At 61.2% G+C, this 17,663-nt stretch carries 14 protein-coding genes; 13 read left to right on the forward strand and 1 reads right to left on the reverse strand.

Translation table 11 applies throughout. From position 1 onward, the window contains the following. Positions 1 to 135 precede the first annotated feature (135 nt). The 3 genes from C6Y62_RS02195 to C6Y62_RS02205 all read left to right on the forward strand — a co-directional run bounded on the left by C6Y62_RS02195 (position 136) and on the right by C6Y62_RS02205 (position 6,418). Positions 136 to 1,290: a thiolase family protein gene (locus tag C6Y62_RS02195; RefSeq protein ID WP_173952609.1), complete on the forward strand. Its 1,155-nt coding sequence runs from the start codon at positions 136 to 138 to the stop codon at positions 1,288 to 1,290. Between the two features lie 331 nt (positions 1,291 to 1,621). Further along, entirely contained in the window at positions 1,622 to 4,864 is a 3,243-nt protein-coding gene (locus C6Y62_RS02200) for an SLC5/6 family protein (protein ID WP_173952610.1), read from the forward strand. A gap of 177 nt (positions 4,865 to 5,041) precedes the next feature. Continuing rightward, positions 5,042 to 6,418: a vWA domain-containing protein gene (locus tag C6Y62_RS02205; RefSeq protein WP_173952611.1), complete on the forward strand. Its 1,377-nt coding sequence runs from the start codon at positions 5,042 to 5,044 to the stop codon at positions 6,416 to 6,418. Between the two features lie 117 nt (positions 6,419 to 6,535). Here the strand turns inward: C6Y62_RS02205 and C6Y62_RS02210 are convergent, their stop codons facing one another. Then, positions 6,536 to 7,384 (reverse strand): fumarylacetoacetate hydrolase family protein, encoded by an 849-nt coding sequence (locus C6Y62_RS02210; protein WP_173952612.1) that lies wholly within the window; start codon positions 7,382 to 7,384, stop codon positions 6,536 to 6,538. 374 nt (positions 7,385 to 7,758) lie between these two features. Here C6Y62_RS02210 and C6Y62_RS02215 point away from each other — a divergent pair, with 374 nt between their 5' ends. From C6Y62_RS02215 to C6Y62_RS02260, 10 genes are all read left to right on the forward strand, one after another. Beyond that, on the forward strand, positions 7,759 to 8,379 hold the full coding sequence (locus C6Y62_RS02215) for an RNA polymerase sigma factor (RefSeq protein ID WP_173952613.1): 621 nt from the start codon (positions 7,759 to 7,761) through the stop codon (positions 8,377 to 8,379). A 65-nt stretch (positions 8,380 to 8,444) separates the two neighbouring features. Continuing rightward, the gene (locus C6Y62_RS02220; protein WP_173952614.1) at positions 8,445 to 9,404 is read left to right on the forward strand and encodes a FecR family protein; all 960 of its coding nucleotides are present in this window, start codon (positions 8,445 to 8,447) and stop codon (positions 9,402 to 9,404) included. A gap of 290 nt (positions 9,405 to 9,694) precedes the next feature. Then, positions 9,695 to 12,196 carry a TonB-dependent receptor gene (locus C6Y62_RS02225; RefSeq protein WP_173952615.1) on the forward strand — a complete coding sequence of 834 codons (2,502 nt, stop codon included), beginning with the start codon at positions 9,695 to 9,697 and terminating at the stop codon, positions 12,194 to 12,196. A gap of 402 nt (positions 12,197 to 12,598) precedes the next feature. Next, complete coding sequence (locus C6Y62_RS02230) at positions 12,599 to 13,225, forward strand: biliverdin-producing heme oxygenase (RefSeq protein ID WP_173952616.1); 627 nt, start codon at positions 12,599 to 12,601, stop codon at positions 13,223 to 13,225. 215 nt (positions 13,226 to 13,440) lie between these two features. Beyond that, complete coding sequence (locus C6Y62_RS02235) at positions 13,441 to 13,836, forward strand: hypothetical protein (protein WP_173952617.1); 396 nt, start codon at positions 13,441 to 13,443, stop codon at positions 13,834 to 13,836. A 55-nt stretch (positions 13,837 to 13,891) separates the two neighbouring features. After that, the gene (locus C6Y62_RS02240) at positions 13,892 to 14,296 is read left to right on the forward strand and encodes a YbaN family protein (protein WP_173952618.1); all 405 of its coding nucleotides are present in this window, start codon (positions 13,892 to 13,894) and stop codon (positions 14,294 to 14,296) included. Next, complete coding sequence (locus C6Y62_RS02245) at positions 14,287 to 14,808, forward strand: RrF2 family transcriptional regulator (protein ID WP_173952619.1); 522 nt, start codon at positions 14,287 to 14,289, stop codon at positions 14,806 to 14,808. The genes C6Y62_RS02240 and C6Y62_RS02245 overlap by 10 nt, the downstream gene beginning before the upstream one ends. Then, positions 14,786 to 16,009, forward strand: a complete 1,224-nt coding sequence (gene exbB, locus C6Y62_RS02250) for a tonB-system energizer ExbB (protein ID WP_246274229.1) — start codon at positions 14,786 to 14,788, stop codon at positions 16,007 to 16,009. Before C6Y62_RS02245 ends, exbB begins: the two co-directional genes overlap by 23 nt. A gap of 6 nt (positions 16,010 to 16,015) precedes the next feature. Next, entirely contained in the window at positions 16,016 to 16,600 is a 585-nt protein-coding gene (exbD, locus tag C6Y62_RS02255; RefSeq protein WP_173952620.1) for a TonB system transport protein ExbD, read from the forward strand. Continuing rightward, complete coding sequence (locus C6Y62_RS02260) at positions 16,600 to 17,628, forward strand: energy transducer TonB family protein (protein ID WP_173952621.1); 1,029 nt, start codon at positions 16,600 to 16,602, stop codon at positions 17,626 to 17,628. The genes exbD and C6Y62_RS02260 overlap by 1 nt, the downstream gene beginning before the upstream one ends. The last annotated feature ends 35 nt before the right edge of the window (positions 17,629 to 17,663 follow it).

Below are 17,663 nucleotides of genomic sequence, written 5' to 3' on the forward strand. Positions count from 1 at the left end.
TCCCTTTTCCGCCACCATCGTGTGTTTGCTAACTGATTGCAGAAACAGAACAACGGCGGCAGGCACCGGGCAGGCCTGGCGAATGTCTTGCCCCGCTCCCTAGCGTATTGATTATTCGAGAACGACAACGCGCATATGCATTCTCCATCGGCGTACATCGTTGCGGCGCGGCGCACCGCCATAGGCCGCATTGCCGGACTGCACAAGAACCGTCGCGCTGAAGATTTGTGCGCGCCTCTGGTCGAAGTCGCGCTGAGCGACAGCGGACTTGAGGCCGGCAGCATCGACGAGTTCATTGTCGGCAACACCACCGAAGGCGGCAACCCGGCCCGTCTGATCGCGCTTGCGGCTGGCCTGCCCGAGCACGTGCCTGCCGCCACGCTAGACCGGCAATGCGCGTCAGGGCTCGATGCGATCCTGGCCGCAGTGCGAGCCATATCGCTCGGCGAGGTCAACGCCGTCGTTGCCGCCGGAGTTGAAGCCATCTCCACCGCGCCGTGGCGGGTCGCAAAGCCCCGCAACCTGACGCAACTGCCGCGTTTTCTCAGCCCGGAACCGGGCTCGGGTGAGGAGCGGGACGGCCCCGCCCATCTGGAATCCACCGAAGCGCTGGCAGCAAAGTTCGGCATCGGCCGGGCAGAGCAGGACGCCTACGCGTTACGTTCGCATCTCAAGGCCGAGCAGGCCCGGGAAGCAAAGCGGTTTGTCGGCGAAATATCGCCACTGCGCTCCAATCCTGAGGAAGCGCGCGACCAGAGTTCCATCGCGCCCGACTTCAAAGACCTCGCCCAGCAGGCGCCCTTTCTGCCGGACGGCACATTGACGCCAGCCAACACCGCTTCCCTGCACGATGGCGCGTCAGTGGCGATCGTCGTCTCGCAGGATGTGTGGGCGTCGCTCGGCAAGCCACGTGGCCTACGCTTTCTCAGCCATGCTGCGCGCGGCGTTTCCCCTGAACATGAAGCGTCAGCGCCGATTGAGGTGATGCAACGCCTCGCGGGCGGCCCACGCCCGTTCAGCGTTGCTGATCTGGGTTGCATAGAGCTGAATGAAACTTCGGCCGCGCAGGCCATCGCTTTCGCCCGCAGCCTTGAGCTTGACGAAGACCTGTTGAACGCCGACGGCGGCGCTATCGCCCGTGGTCATCCCCTGGGCGCGGCGAGCTCGGTGCTCGTCACGCGACTTTTCACCCGCATGGCACGCGGGGAAAGCCGAGGCGGCTCGCTCGGTGTGGCCGCGCTTGGTGTTGCTGGCGGCATGGGACTTGCCGCACTGTTCGAGGCAGTCTGAGGAGAGCGCGCCAGTATTTTGCAGGGCATGCCGCGTTATCCTGCCGCGGCAACGTCATTTGCTACATGTCTCAAAGACCTGACGAATAATACGTCGACCGATATTCTTGCCGGCCGCATTTTGTGCCTTGAAAGCATCTTCTGTGCCCGGCCGATGCTGCGGATTCACCAGCCGGAACGACATTAAAAGCTCTCCATGAAACCTTGATCGCCCAATTCCTGCCAATAAGTGGTCCGGTGCTGTACCTATCCTGCATCGCGTGACCTTTGCGCCGCTGTGATAAAAGCAGCAGAGGGCACGTACTGCGGCCGCCCGATGGGACAGGAAACCGATGGACTTCAGTCAGGCAGTTGATGCCGTGATGGCGAACCCGGCCGGGTACGCCAGATATGTTTTGATTGCCGTGCTGGTGATCGCCGCGACGGTCGCCATGTTCAAGGTTGGACCGCGGCTTTGGCGCGTGATCGAGGACGTGTTCTTCACCAACTGGCAGCTCGCGATGCTGGGCTCAGCCGCGATCGCGCTTTCGCTGGCGGGCGGCTGGACCACATGGGACGGCATGACGAACTTCACCGGCGAACCGGTGCTGTCGCTGATGTTCACCTTCGGCATTCACTGCGTGATGCTGATCAGCGCCTGGCTGATCGGCGAAACCTTCGCCACCGGCATGAACACCGTTGCGCGCTCGGGCCTTGCCCGCGTCACCGCTCCGCTCATCGTCATTCTAATACTGGGTGCCGCGCTGCTGATCGCGGGCATCGCCGTTTATCAATACAATTACGGCCTTGATACCGGCTACGTCATCAACACGCTGCTGGCGGGCGGAGCGGTGTTGTGCGTGCTCGGCCTCATCGTTGTGTTCGCGCGCACCGATGTCGTCGCACCGTACGCACAGGCGCTGCGCATCATGGCCAAGAACTCGATGCTGTGGGTGATGTTTCTCGCCACCATGGCGACATCGGTGTTCTTCTCGTTCGACAGCCGCTTCAACGTCGTGTTCCCGCAGGACCAGCGCGAGCGCGTTTCCGAGTTGCGTGCTACCAATCAGGTATCCGCCATCATCGCCGATATTGGCGCTACCATCGCCAACGAAGAGCAGGTGCAAACATCGTCGCTGTTCCAGAGCGAAGGCTGGCACAAGTATGAAGACCAGCTCGACCGGCTGGCATCGATTGCGCAGGATTCCTCAGGCGAGATCGAGCGTTACTTCAACGATCAGATCGAGACCCGCAACCGCTCCATCATGGAGCAGCAGGAGCGTATCGCCACCGCACAGAGCGGACAGGCAGGCCTGAGCAGCAAGAAGACCAGCATCACGGACGAACTTGCGCGCCTTGAGAGCGACCGCTCCACACTCGCCGCCGATCATTCGGCCGCAAAGACCGAGCTCGATACGCGCGCCAAGGCGATCGATGCCAAGCGCGTCGAGGCTATGGCCGAGAGCAAAGGTGTCGAAGGCACGCTGAAGGAAGGCCGCGGGCCGGTATATCGCCAGCTGATGGGCGATCTATCGCGCATGCAGGCCGCATACAAAATTCAGGACGATCGCGTTAAGGACGCCAAGAAGCGGCTCGACACCGCCGACACGCGCATCGCGCAGATCAAGCGCGAGCTGGCGTCCATCGACGGTGAACTGGCGAAGTATAAGGGCGAGCAGGAAACTGCGTCCCAGCGCATCGGCATGATGCAGACCGACACCGGCGGTGAAGACGCAGCCCCGCGCGTCGATCCCGGCCGGGTGCTGCCCGCGTTCGAAACAGCACGCGCCGAGTTCCGCCAGTCGCCCGCCGCCGAGCGTCTTGCTCTGGTGCAGCAACGCTGCACCCAGCTTTACAGCGCGATGTATGCCGCTGACGTCACCAAGCAGAAGGTGGCCGGCATCGATTGCGATCCCAAGCAGGCGAGCGAAGCAGCAGCCGCGCTGTTCACCCTGCAGGCCGGCGTGAAAACCTTCAACGCCAACTGCGTCGGTGGCGACAAGCTGGCTGCCCAGCGCTCCACCGATGCGCTGTTCGGCTTCGCGGTGAAGTGTCTTTCCGACAGCGGCCTGCCCAGCCAGAAAACCGACGAGCTGCGCGGCACGATTGCGTTCGCCGAAATGAACCGCGACGACCGCGCGCATCGCTTCGTTGTTTCGTGGAACGCGTTTCAGGATGGCAACCGCCTCGCCTACCTTGCCCTCGCGATCGCCATTGGCATCGACTCGCTCATCTTCATGACCGGTCTTTTCGGCGCCAACGCTGTGCGCTCGCCGCTGGCTGACGTGCCCACCAGCAAGGGCCGCAACTCGCAGCAGCTTGAAGCGATCATCGAGAACGCGCTGCTGCCGGATACCTTCGACAATGCTCGCGCCGCGCTGGATGCCATGCGGCCAATCACCAACGCCGACGGCTACATGGCCGAGGTGCGCCCGGAGCTGCTGGAACCACACACGCGCCATCAGGTGATGAATGTGCTGAACGCAGGCGCCACCATCAGCGCAGTTGCGGTAGATGCCGCCACCAATCGCTATCTGGTGCGCTCGGAGCTGTTCGAGTTCCTGTCCATCGTTGCCAAGCGCTCGTTCGAAGCCAATCGCGACAACGTCGATCTGGCCGAGCTGGAGAAGATTGTCGGCGTGGCACTGCTGCCGGATCTCAACCGCAACGCTGAAATCGTGCTGTCGTATATGCAGCCGATCGATCCGGAAAAAGGCTTCACCGCAGAAATCAATCTGGCCGAAGTGCTGGACGAAGATCGCCGCATCGTGCGCTCAACGCTTAATGCCGGCGCTACACTCGGCCGCGTGCAACGGGCGGGCAAAGACACCGGCTATTACTACATCCACCGCGATCTCTATAAGACGCTGGCACGCATCCGCGCCCGCACGCTGTCAGCTAACATCGCACAGCCGCGACTTGCTCAGGCCGATGCACCCGCTGCGATTGCGCAGCAGGGTCAACACTTCGGCGGATCACTTACGCAGCGCGCGCCCGCTATCGAACACATGTTGCCCGACGATGAGTTTTCGCCAACCGAAATCCGTGAAGGCTTCGTCACCCGGCTGCTGACCGCCATGCGCATAGAGCCGGCGGCCTGGAACCGCACGCCCGGCAATGCTCTGGTGACCGCCATCGCCGCCAACGAAGCGTTCGTGCGGGCGCGGCGCATCAATACCGCGCTCGACAGCGCCATGCGCCAGCGCGAAGACGAGGCCCGCACATCGTTCGACGAAGCTTACACGCTGATGAAAGGCAAGCTGCACGGTCCGCAGGCCGGTTGGGACAGGCAGATGCTGGACGATGCGTATCATGATCTGGCGCAGAGCTGGCCGGTGCTGATGATGCTGCCCAACGGCCCGTTCGAAACCGTGCTGCGCGATATGGTCGAGGATCTGGAAGCTGACGCAGGCGACGGACGCCTCACCGGCGAACAGCAAGCGCTGTTCGACATCACACGCACGATGCTGCAGGCATTCCGCGCCAACAACCGCGCCAACGAAACATCCTGGCGGCATCTGCAGCTGTTCCTGGAAGACATGCCCCATGCTGAAGCGCGGCTGTCGTCCGACGATGGACGCACTTTGATGAACTGACATCCGGCGCTTAGCGCCAGTCAAGCCCCGCTTGGCACCTGCCTGCGGGGCTTTTTGTTTTTGTCCCGGCGCAAAGTTGTTGCGCCTTGCAATGGACGCTGTTTCGCCACGCCGCGATCCCGCTTCCGCCGCGGACAGCCGTTAACCTTCGCGCACATTTCAACATGGAGATTTGCGATGACCATGTTCTCGCGCGCGGTGCACGTAACCACGCTCGCCGGCACAGCGCTACTTGCTGCTTTCAGCATTGCACCGCCGGCATCGGCACAAACCCTCAAGCTGGAAGCCGATCTCGGCAACACGGTCGTCAACACATCCAAAGCAGGCAGTGTTTATCTGCGGCTCAATCTGAAGAGTGCAGCCAATAAAAACGCTGCACGGCGCGCGCCGATCAACGTGGCGATTGTTATCGATAAATCCGGCTCGATGGACGGCGACCGCATCGCTGCCGCAAAGCAAGGCGCACGCGTTGCGCTGGAGCGCCTCTCCGCCGACGACACCGTTGCGCTCGTGGCCTACGATCATAACGTCAACATCCTCAGCGCCTCTGCTCCGTTGCGCAGCTCGCGCGAACGTCTGGAGAAGGCCATAGACGGATTGCAGGCTGGCGGCACCACCGCGCTATACGGCGGCGTGCAGGAGGGCGGTCGACAGGTCGAGAAATATATCTCCGACAACAACGTCAATCGCGTCATCCTGCTTTCCGACGGCCTCGCCAATGTTGGGCCGTCTCAGCCACACGACCTTGCGCAACTTGGACGCAAGCTGGCATCGAAAGGCATCACCGTTTCCACCATCGGCCTTGGTCTCGACTACAACGAAGACCTGATGCAGCGCCTCGCCGCGGCCTCTGACGGCAATCACGTCTTCGTCGAACGCCCGAGCGATCTGGCCGAAATCTTCGATCGTGAGTTCGGTGATGCGCTGTCGGTTGCAGCACGCGACATCACCATCACCATCGAATGCCGCTCCGGCTTCACGCCCAAACGTATCCTGGGCCGCGACGGTGACATCGAGGGCCAGCGCGTAACGCTGAAGCTCAATCAGCTTCAGGCCGACAATGAGCGTTATGTGATTGTTGAGCTGGACGCGCCGTCAGGCCGCGCAACCGGCGCCGCCGACGTGGCTGACATTTCCATCAGCTACGCCGATCTCGTCGATGGTGGCCGGCAGGCGAACGTTAATTCCAAAGCGAGCATCGAGTTTTCAGCCGATGCGAAAGCGGTTGAGCGCGGCATCAACAAGTCAGTCATGAGCCAGGTGACCGAACAGATCGCGACCGAAAACACTGAGCGCGCTGTGGATCTGCGCGACAAGGGCGATCTCGCCGCCGCCAAGAAGACGCTGGAAGATAACGCCGCCTACATTCGCAGCTCGCGCGATTACTATTCATCCGGCAGCACGCCGGCATCCACGGCGGCGATCAGCAAGCTCAACGACATGGAGAGCAAAAGCCGCGACGCAGCGAGCAATCTCGATGCCGGATCGTGGGATCGCACGCGCAAGATGATGCGCCACGACCAGCACAAGGCAAAAGTACAGCAGGCTTATTGATCGCCAGCCGCCTCCTGTTGTTATACGTCCTGCAAAACAATAGCGCCGTCCGGCATTCACCGGACGGCGCTATTTTAATCTCAGTTAGGTCGCCTCGACTTCTCGAAGCGCAACAGATCAAAGCTTGAACGGCACGATCTTGGCACGCTGCTCGCCCAGTCCGTCGATGCGAAGCACCACTTCGTCGCCAGCCTTCAGGTATTCACGTGGCTTGCGCGCCGAACCAACACCCGGAGGCGTGCCCGTCGTCACCACATCGCCGGGTTCAAGCACCATGAACTGGCTGATGTAGGAGAGCAGCTGCGCGATGGTGAAGATCATCGTCGAGGTATTACCGGTCTGCTTGCGCTCGCCGTTTACATCGAGCGTGAGCGCGAGATTTTGCACATCGGCGATGTCGTCCGGCGTCACCAGCCACGGACCCAGCGGGCCGAACGTTTCAGCCGACTTTCCCTTCACCCACTGACCCGCGCGCTTGACCTGGAAGCTGCGCTCCGAAACGTCGTTGCAAAGGCAGTAGCCAGCGATGTGCGCCAGCGCGTCCTTTTCCTCGACGTAGCGAGCGCGGCTGCCGATCACGAACGCGATCTCAACTTCCCAGTCCATGTGCTCCGAGTTCTTCGGATACATGATGTCGTCGTTGGGCCCACAGATGCAGCTTGGCGCCTTGTTGAACAGGATCGGTTCGGCCGGGATTTCCTGGCCCGTTTCCTTCGCGTGATCGACGTAGTTGAGGCCGATGGCGATGAAGTTGCGCGTGCCTGCGACCGGTGCGCCGAGGCGCGTGCCGGCGGGCACTTCCGGCAGGCTCGCCGGATCGATGGCACGCAGCTTGTCGAGCGTCGCCGGCGAAAGGTTCGCGCCGGTGAAATCGTCAACGTGGGCGGAAAGATCGCGGATATTGCCCTGGCTATCGATGAGACCCGGCTTTTCGCTACCGGGCTGGCCAAAACGCACAAGCTTCATGGGGTCGGCGCTCGCAATTTTGAGTGGAAGGGAATGCGGTTATGCGGCTACTCGCTATATCACTCGGCGCGCGACGGCAACTCGCCGACACCGACAAAAAGGCCGCGCGAAGCCGCGATACGCAGCAATGCAGGCGTCATTCGCAAGCGGAAACGCCCGTTTTACACCGCTCCCCCCACGCCGGCCGGCAGCGGCACACCGCCGGATGCAAATTTAGCAAACCACCGATGCGGCATCGCGCGCGCCGGGGGGCCTTACAGTGTCCGACACATGCTGGAACAGATCCAAAACGTGGCGCGATGGCCACGACCCAAGTGGGCATGACGCGAATCCTTGCGCTACTATGTTGACTAGACATGTCAAGAAATGGCTCTATGCGGTCGAATGGTTTGCGTGACATTGGCTATCCGCCGCTGCAGATCCGCATTCCAACCGTCATCCATCCTGTTGCAGATCGCGGTTTACACGTGGCCCACCCCATTGAAATCGACAGTCTCGGGTTGCTCAATCGAGCGATCGAAGAGCACTACGAGGAGATGAAGGCCACGCTGCGCCGGCGCGGGCATGGCAGCGACGCCGCCGACATCATCCACGAGCTCTATATTCGCTTTGCCGAACAGCCCGAGAAACTTGGCCGCGCCCATTCGATCCGCGCCTTCCTTTCCCGCGCCGCTGTCAATCTCGGCATCGACCGCGCCCGGCGTAACGGATTGGAACAACGCATTTTTTCTGGCAGCGAGGCTGAAGGACTGGCTGTTCCGGCATCCACCCCGGCGCCGGACTTCATGCTCGAGGTCACGGACCGGCTGCGCCGGCTAAAAGACGCGATCGGTGAGCTGCCGCGCACCCGCCGCGCCATTTTCGTCCTACACCGCCTGCACCAGTTGCCCCCCGATGCCATTGCGCGAAAACTGGGCATTACCCGCGTCACAGTGGATCGCCATCTGCGTGCCGCTTTGTTGCACTGTCTGGAACGTGTAACAGAATCTGACTGACGGACGCGCCGATTTGGCCGCTTCAATCGTCTTCACTTTAGAAGCGGTCGAAGATCGAGATAACAATGGCACCCACCGACGATGCTCAGGCCCAGCGGAAACGCCGCGAGAAGGCCATCGATCTGCATTTGCGCACCCAGGATCCCGACCAGGCAACGGCGGCGCATAAGGCGCTTGAAGCCTGGGTCGCCCGTTCGTCCCTGAACGCCGAGGTCTATGAAGAGGTGCGCGCACTGATGGGCGAGGCCCGCTCCGCCATTCTCTCTGATCCGAAGCTGACCGCGCTGAAGCCAAAAAAGCGCAGTTCCGCACGCACCAAGACAGCCGCACTTGCGATGCTGATCGGCACCGCGACCGTCGCCTTCTACACTCTCGACGGGCCGATCCGCATGCAAGCCGATCTGATGAGCGGCACCGGAGAAATGCCGACCATCACGCTGGCGGACGGTTCAACCATGCAGCTGAACGCCAACTCTGCCGTCAGCTTCGAATTCGGCGAACACGAACGCATCGTTCATCTGCTGCGTGGCGAAGCGTATTTTGACGTCGCAAAGGATGCCAAGCGTCGTCCCTTCACCGTCGAGACAATCAACACCAGAGCGCGCGCGCTTGGCACCGCCTTCAATGTCCGTTTGGCTGCAGATACGCAGGTGATCGTCACCGAGCACGCGGTGGAAGTTGCATCGCTTATGTCGGAAACGCCGAAAGTGCGCGTCAGTGCGGGAGAAGAAGTGGTCTGCTGCACCAACGGGCGCGCAGGAAAAGTCCGCACGGTCGATCCCGCCGTCGCGCTGGCATGGCGACGCGGACAGCTCGTTGTCGACAACGTAACGCTGCAAGCGGTTATCGACGAAATCCGACGTCATTTCTCCGGCAGCATCATCATTGCCTCGGACGAACTGGCCCAACGCCGTGTCAGCGGAACATTTGCCATCGCCGATCCCGACATGGCGCTGGATCTTATCGGTGCTTCGCTCGGCATCACGATTACACGCCTTGGCCCGGTAGTGATCGTACGCGGCTGATAAATCCCACCACGCAACCACGCCGCGAATGCCGACAAAAAATGTCGCAACACGAGGCATGAATTTTTTCGCTACTTTTTGAGTCCTTTTGGACGACCCTTGTTCGTCTACCCAGTGAGCGCCTTTGGGGGGCGCATCACATTGTGTGAGTTGCGTAAGGGTAGCGTAGTATGTCGAGGCGTAAATTGCGGCCCGCAGTCAGCGGGGCTGCAGGTTATTTCCATCACCGTGCGATTTTGTGTCTGTCTGCCGCTTTGCTAGCAGGTGCGCCCGGCGCAGTGACGCCTGCAATGGCTCAGTCCACACAGAGCACCACCAAAAGCTTTTCCATTCCTGCCGGCTCACTGACAAGCGCGCTGAATTCGTTTGCGGCACAATCGGGCCTGCAAATCCTGTTCGACGCCAGCCTTGCCAATGGCAAGTCCACGACTGGCGCTTCAGGATCGCTTACGCCCAATCAGGCGCTGTCGAACATTCTCGCTGGCACCGGCATCACCTATCGCTACACCGGCCAGTCGACCATCACGCTTGATGGTCCCGGCTCGACCAACACCGGCGCCAATATCGATGGCGCGATTGCTCTCGACACAATCGATGTAGGCGGTGGACAGAGCTCGGCAGCCAACGCCGACACGCCCTATGAAACGCCGGGCTCAACCTCATTCATCACATCCTCGCAGATCGAGCGCTTTCCCAGCACAACAGCCGGCGACATCTTCAAGAACACGCCCGGCGTTATCTCTGCGATGAACCACAACGGTTCGTCTATCGACGTCAACATTCGCGGCATGCAAGGCATGAACCGTGTGAAGGTAACGATCGATGGTACGCAGCAGACCACCTCGACATGGCGTGGATACCTTGGCGCCGACGATCGCACCTATGTTGACCCTGACTTCATCAGCGGCGTGAGCATCGAAAAGGGACCTGCAGGTGGCGCGGCAGGCGCAGGCGCGAACGCCGGCGTTGTCGAGTTCAGCACCATTGGCGTCAATGATATTCTGCTGCCGGGAAAAACTGAAGGTGTTCGCCTGCGCATGGGCACCAACGACAACGCAACCAGCAACATTCGCGAGAATGCGTTCGATCAGAGCACCGACGCACCCGGGCTGCTTGATTTCGAGAACAAGACCGGAAGTGCAGCCTTTGCCGCCACGCGCGAGAATTTCGATGTTCTTGTCGCGGTCGCGAAAAGAAAGCGCGGCAATTATTTCGCCGGCAAAAACGGCCCAACCGAATACCGCACCTTCGATGGTTGGGCTTCCCCACTCTCATACACCAAGCCCGGCGAAGAGGTGTTCAACAGCTCTGAGGAATCGTTTTCGGCACTGGCCAAAGCAACCATTCGACTGGATGAAGAACAAACTCTCGATATCGGCTACCAGCGATTCTCAAGCATGTTTGGCGAAACGATCGGCAGCATGCTGGTAACGGGCGACCATGTGTTCCGGCAGCTGCCACTCGCCCATGCGGAAGTTGACACATACACAGCGCGATATCGCTGGAATCCGCAAAGCGACCTGATTGATCTGCGCGCAAACGCCTGGGCTACTGACGTGCAGTCGAGAACCGTATCTGTCGGACCTGCTGTCTATGTGCCTCCATTCCTCACTCCAGAGATGAGACCACCCGCACGCGACACCCGATACTCGGAGACCTGGACCTACGGCGCCGATATCTCCAATACGAGCCTTCTTGATACCGCAATCGGCAATCTCAAACTCGGTTACGGAGCCGCCTACACGCTGGAGGATACCAAAGGCAGGCCATACCTAAGCGCGCGAGGATACGCGACCGAAATTGGTGTTCCGCTGCAGGGCAGTGTCGGCACCAGAGAAGTAGCCCGCGCGTTTCTGGACGGCGAGTGGAAAGCAAGCGAATGGCTGAAGTTCAATGGCGGTCTGCGCTATGACTACTTCAGCATCGAAGACAAAGGCGGGACGCGCGTCTGGGGAAGCGGCAACAATGTGCACACCGCGGTGTACGCCGACAAAAGCGGTAGCCGCCTGAACCCGATGGCAAGCGTTACCGTAACGCCGCTAGATGGTCTTCAGTTTTATGCCCAATACGAAGAAGGGTTCCGTCCACCCAGCCTGCGGGAAACCATCGGCAGCGATTCCACCCTCGCACCCAATCCGGCATTGGAGCCCGAGCTGGCGAAGAATTGGGAGTTCGGCGTCAACTACCTGAAGGATGGTCTGCTGGCCGACAACGACAAAACCCGCTTCAAGTTCGCCTACTTCCGCAACAGCTACGAAAACTATATCGCCCGCGTCCCAAATCCCAACATTGGCCCAGGGCTGCCGTTCTACAGCGTCGACAACATCGCAACCGCGCGCTTCAACGGCTTTGAGGCCATGGCGGAGTATGACATCGGCTACTTCTTCGCGCAGGCATCGCTCACCTACTACACAGACTTTGAGTTCTGCAAAACCAAGTCGATCTGTGCATCCGCCAATCTGCCCAATGACTATGCGGCTAATCACCTGCCACCGGAGATCTCACGCAGCCTTACACTCGGCGTGCGGTTGTTCGATGAAAAGCTCGTTGTCGGCGGCCGCGTCATTGACGTAGGCAAACGCATGGGACCGTTGCCGGTCAGCGCTCAACAAACCAACTTCTGGGTCCCCTACACTGTGTATGACGGATTTGCCTCATACGAGTTCAATGACAATACGACCTTCTCGCTGAACGTCGAAAATCTGACCAACCGTTATTACGTCGACGCACTTAACGGCTGGATGCCTTCACCAGGGCGCACCGTGCGTCTCGGCATGACTGCGAAGTTCTGAGCCCGCTAACGACCGGCGGCGGCTACTAAGCCGCCGTCGTTACTCCGCTCAAGCGCGCAATTGTGCTGATCGCCATTGCGCGTTCCGGCGGACTACTGGCCCACTTGGCCCGTCCTGCGCCGCATCCTGCCAGCGGTATTACCACCTATGCCTGCGTAAGCCGCTCCGGCCACTCGCGTGCGGGCCAAGCGCCATCCTGCATACGCATGCGCCACTGCGCACAATGATGCCGGCAAGCCACAACCTCCGATTTCAATACTACCCTCGTAATTTTTTTCGTCTTTCCGGGCTGCGGAGCTGAAAATCCGGCTGTCTCGAACGTCTTATTCAATAGAGGGGCCACGAGGCGGCCCGCTTTTCCAAATGCAGGCCGTCTTTTCGAACAGGGAAACGAGACACACGATGACGACGACTTTGACTGACGCACCGAAGGCAGAAACGCCAAGCAGGGCCAAGGACCTGCGGGCAGCCACCCACGGTGCCCACGACCGGCTAGACAAGCGCATCATGGCCGCCGCGCCATTCGCTGATCGCGCCCGCTACGGTCGTTTCCTGCTGGTGCAGCACGCGTTTCATCGCGACATCGACGCTCTCTATGACAACACGATGCTCGATGGCCTGCTGCCCGATCTACCTGGGCGCCGTCGCCTTGGCCAGATCCAGACGGACCTCACTGATCTCGGCATCGCCATTCCTGCCATCGACACTGAGCCGCACTTTGCTGCCGGCGCGGATGTGGATCTGCCTTCAGCTCTCGGCTGGCTTTATGTTGCAGAGGGTTCCAATCTCGGTGCCGCTTTCCTGCTGAAGGAAGCAGTGAAGCTGGAACTCAACGAAGGCTTCGGCGCCCGCCATCTGGCTGGTGCTCCGGAAGGGCGCGGCCTGCACTGGCGCACTTTCACCGCCGCGCTCGACGCCGTCACGCTGTCGGACGCAGAGAATGAGCGCGTGATCGCCAACGCCGTCGCCGCATTCGACCGCGTGCGTGGCCTCGTCGACGATCTTATGCCGCTGCCGGAAGCGGCCTGAGCTCAGGAGGCCGGGCTGCACCGCATGATGTCGACCATGTCCAAATCACCCATCCATCAAACCACGCCGGCAACACAGCCTGCGCGGCAATCGATGGGGTTTGGCGTGGGGAGCGCTGCGGCCACTCCAGAAATACGGGGGAAGCGCAACCGCACGCGCTTCCCTCAGAACAGGACTACCGTTTTTTCGCAATCGTCTGCGTTCGGAGCAATGTAATGCGCATCGGCATCAAGAGCATCCTGTCGAGCTATTTGCCGCCTGCAAAGGCCCAGGCAGATCTATCAGGGCTGAGCGCATCGCCCCGCAGCAACGGGCTGCACGCGCGGCGATTGCTGGACGAAACGACATTGCTTCTCAATGACGAAATCGCGCGCCTTGGCGCCCGTGGCACCATTTTCCTTACGCGCTGCGATGACGGACGTTTCGGCGCCATCATTGCCGACAATCTCAATCTGGCGATGACGCGCGCGGATATCCGCGACGGCAAGGAAACAGTGATCGGCCTGATGGATGCGGGATTTCTGCCCCATCTGCGCGCCTCCGCAAAAGCAACTGTTTCCTGCATCGACAACACAACACCAACCACTGCACCGCAGCGTGCCCTGTCCTGAACAATCAGCAGCAGCGGCACGGCATACGGCAATCGAACTTCAGGCATCGGCAGGCATGACGCGAATTCCATACCTCTGTCTCGGCTGGTTGATGGTCGCCTTTGGCGTCATTGGCGTCTTTCTGCCGCTGATGCCGACGACCGTATTCCTGATCCTCGCCAGCTGGTTTTTCGCCCGCTCGTCACCGCGGCTTGAAGCCTGGCTGCACAACCACCCCCGTTTCGGCTCCACCCTGCGCGCGTGGAACGAAAGCGGCGCCATTCCCGTCGGCGCAAAGGCCATGGCCTGCGTCGGCATGGCGGTCGGCTTCGCTGTATTTCTCGTTGGCGCCCATCCGGATCTCTGGTTGGCGCTGTGTGTCGCGGGCTTCTTTATCGCATCGGCCGCGTACGTCGTTTCACGGCCGACACCCGCAAAATTTGCCCTCGATCAAACGAAGGACAATCTCCCATGCTGCTAACTCGGCAATCGCAGATCGCGATCGGCATCCTTGTTGCCTGCGCGCGCTCTGCTGACCGTTATCTGCTGACTTTCGAAGCGGCATCGGGAACCGGAGCCAGCAAAGAGCACGCGGCCAAGATCGCGCACCTGCTGCGCCGCGCCGGATTCGTCACTTCGGTGCGCGGCCGCAACGGCGGCATCGGCCTTGCCCGGCCCGCGCGCCAGATCTCGATTGGCGAGGTGCTGCGCCATACACAGCCGGAAATTTCGCGCGTCGACCGCCAGGACGTTCTCGGCGGCCCGAACGAAGCGGGTTTTGATGGTACCGGTGCGACTGCCCTCGCCAGCATCATTGAAACCGGCTGGGCCAGCTTCATCAGCCTGATGAACCGCTTCACGATTGCCGACCTGCTGGTTGAGCAGCCGCCGCTGCGCCTCGCCTGCCAAGATTGCCGCCTGTCCAAGGCAGCCTCCCCCGTCGCTCTGTCAACCGAGAGTCTCGAAGCTCATGCAGCCCACCTCCATGGCTAACGGCAACACGTCACCACGCCGCGCCCCCCGTAAAAGCTTGACGGCAGCATTCCTGTGCCTGCTCGCCTGCGGTTTCGTCGGCAGCATCGCCATTGACACAGCGCGCGCGCAGGAGAGTGCGCCGTCCTACGGCGCTGAAGCTGTGCAGCCGGTTCCAGCCGCAACAGATGGGCCAGCAACTGCGCTGTCGCCGTCCTCGCCGCCTGAAGCCAGCGCTGAATCCGCTGGTGCGGATGCACAGCCCACACCAGACGGCGCGCAACCCGGTCTCTCGACCGCTGCCGGCGAAGGTCTCGGCACCGTCGGCGCAAGCCAGCCCGCTGACAGCGCCTTGCCCACACCCGCTAGCCAAGCTGCCAACAATCCAGTCTTGCCCCACAATCTGTCGCCATGGGGCATGTTCATGGCCGCCGACATCGTCGTTAAGGCGGTGATGATTGGCCTGGCTATCGCATCCTTCGCCACCTGGACCGTTTGGTTGGCCAAGGCATTCGAACTCTCGGTTGCCAAGCGCCGCGTCCGCCGCACGTTCAAGCGCCTGCGCTCTGCAGCGTCGCTGAGCGAAGCACTGGACTTCGTTCGTCGTACGCGGGGCACCGGGGCCTATCTCGTCCGGGAAGCCGCCGAGGAAATGCGCGCATCGCAAGCACTGATCGACTACGGCGAGGGTGCCGACGGCATCAAGGAGCGCGTCACCTCGCGGCTTTCGCGCGTCGAGGCCGATGCCGGTCGCCGTCTCACGCGCGGCACAGGCCTGCTGGCAACCATCGGTGCCACAGCTCCCTTCGTAGGTCTGTTCGGCACCGTGTGGGGCATCATGAATTCGTTCATCGGCATCGCGGAAACCAAGACGACCAATCTGGCCGTCGTTGCACCGGGCATCGCCGAAGCTCTGCTCGCAACCGCCATCGGTCTGGTGGCGGCCATTCCCGCCGTCATCATTTACAACAACTTTGCCCGCTCGATTGCCGGCTATCGGCTGCAGTTGGCGAACACATCCGCGTTGATCGAACGGCTGGTTAGCCGCGACCTCGACTTCAACCGTATGCAGCGCGAGCACCAGCAAGCTGCGGCTACCGGTTATTCCTCTTCCAGCACCGCTCAGGCCATCAACGCTGGCGCTGCTCCCCATGCCACCCCTGGCAACCTCGGAGCACCAGTGTCGGGCTCCGGCGCTGGAACAGCTTTTGCTGCGGAGTAATCATCCATGGCTGGCAGTCTTAACGCGCGCGATGACAGCGACGAACTCGACGTCAATCACGAGATCAACGTCACGCCGTTCATCGACGTGATGCTGGTGCTGCTGATCATCTTCATGGTGGCGGCACCGCTCTCGACCGTTGACGTGGCAGTCGATCTGCCTGCCTCTAACGCGCAGCCGACACCGCGCCCCAACGAGCCCATTTTCGTGACGGTGAAATCGGACCTGACGCTTGCGTTCGGCAACGATCCAGTCACACGGACCGCGCTCAAAAGTGCGCTCGACACCAGAACCAGCGGCAACACGGATGAGCGCATTTACGTGCGCGCCGATAAGACGGTCGACTTCGGCGACTTGATGGAGGTGATGAACGAGCTGCGCGCGGCGGGTTATCTCAAGATCGGCCTCGTCGGTCTCGAAGCGCTGCCCGGTGCCGCACCGGCACCGACAAATCCGGCGGCAGCAGCAGCCGGCAGCAATCCGCTCAGCGTCTCGACACCTACACCTGCCAGCGAGGCTCCGGCAGCACCAGCCTCCCAAGCCACACCCGCATCAGTTCCAGCGTCTGCGCCAGCATCGGATTCACCTTGATGGCATTGTCGCGTTTCACTTCTCCATGGGGTTCTCATCCCCAGGCAGGCATCTATACCGCCGACGACGGGCATCCCGAGCTATTCGAAGCCCTCGGCGATGACGAAGAAGAGGCTGGCCTGCCCGGCGACCACGAGACGCGTCGCAAGCTGCTGATGCGCTGGACCGCATCTATGCTGTGCGTCGGCATGCTGCACGCTGGCACCGTCTATGCCGTTGTGTATTGGCCGCGCGAACAGGCACCGGCAGGTGAGCCGCCTGCAGCCGTAATGGTCGAACTGGCACCGGAGGCCGTGGCGCCGGACGTTCCAGAACAAGACGTCGCAGTCGGCATCCCGCAGGACAACGTCCAGCAACCGAGCGATCCGACAGAGGACGTCAAAGAACCGATCGAAGAAACCAAGCTTGAGGAGCCGGTCAAGGAACCGGAAAAGACGGAGCCCCCGCCGGAGCCAATCGAAGAGCCGGTAATCGAAGAGGTCAAGCCCGAGAACGACAACCCCGAGCTGGTCGAAAACGACAAGGCTGAAGCTATTCTGGAAGCGCCGGCAAAGCCGCAACCCGAGCAGGAAGAGCCGAAGGAAAAGCCGGAAGAGAAAGAACCGGAAAAAGAGGAAAAGCCCGAGCCGCCGAAGAAGAAGCCCAAGCCGAAACCCAAGCCGCAGCAGTCACCGACAGTCCCGACAGCTCCGAAGCCTTCGGATAAGAAAAACGCCAAGGTCAACGCTGCGCCTTCGTCCGGCACGGCATCTTCAGCGTCGATTGCGACGTGGCGCGGCACGGTAATCGCGCATCTCAATCGCCTGAAGCGCTCACCCGGCGGCGCCCGAGGCACAGCGACTGTTGCGTTCAGTATCGATCGCAACGGCACCGTAAAGTCGGCGCGTCTGGTGCGTTCGTCGGGCAACTCTGCTCTCGACAAGGAGGCACTCGCGCTTGTCCGCCGCGCAAACCCGGTGCCACGGCCGCCAGCCAACGTGCCAGGCAATTCACTGCTGATGACCGCTCCAGTACGCATCGGGAGATGACGCGTCGGCGCGACTAGAAATTTCCGAATGTTGAT

The sequence above is a fragment of the Hyphomicrobium sulfonivorans genome (assembly GCF_013306565.1).
Classification (GTDB): Bacteria; Pseudomonadota; Alphaproteobacteria; order Rhizobiales; family Hyphomicrobiaceae; genus Hyphomicrobium_A; species Hyphomicrobium_A sulfonivorans.